1 protein-coding gene is annotated in these 253 nt (G+C 66.8%); it reads left to right on the plus strand.

The features are described 5' to 3' along the window. Positions 1-253 (plus strand): hypothetical protein (locus ACLQ29_RS35575; protein ID WP_425775726.1); only part of this gene is annotated, 253 nt, incomplete at both ends.

Below are 253 nucleotides of genomic sequence, written 5' to 3' on the forward strand. Positions count from 1 at the left end.
GTTCACGGCGACCAACCCGGCCGTCCTGCTCCAGGTGGCGGTTGTCCAGCGCGGTATCGCCGAGGCGATGCGGGGCTACGCCATCGAGATGGACTACTTCCGGCGACAGTCGTTGATCATGTTCGTCTTCATGCAGACGGAGTTGGCGATCGCCGCCGTCGAGGCGTTCTTCTCCCCGGCGACGGCGGCGGCGCGGGTGGTGGCGACGCGGTCGATCATCCAGACGGTGTTGCGCTCGTCGTTGGTGCGGATC

Origin of the sequence: Micromonospora sp. DT228, assembly GCF_049841595.1 — a bacterium.
Taxonomy (GTDB): domain Bacteria; phylum Actinomycetota; class Actinomycetes; order Mycobacteriales; family Micromonosporaceae; genus Micromonospora.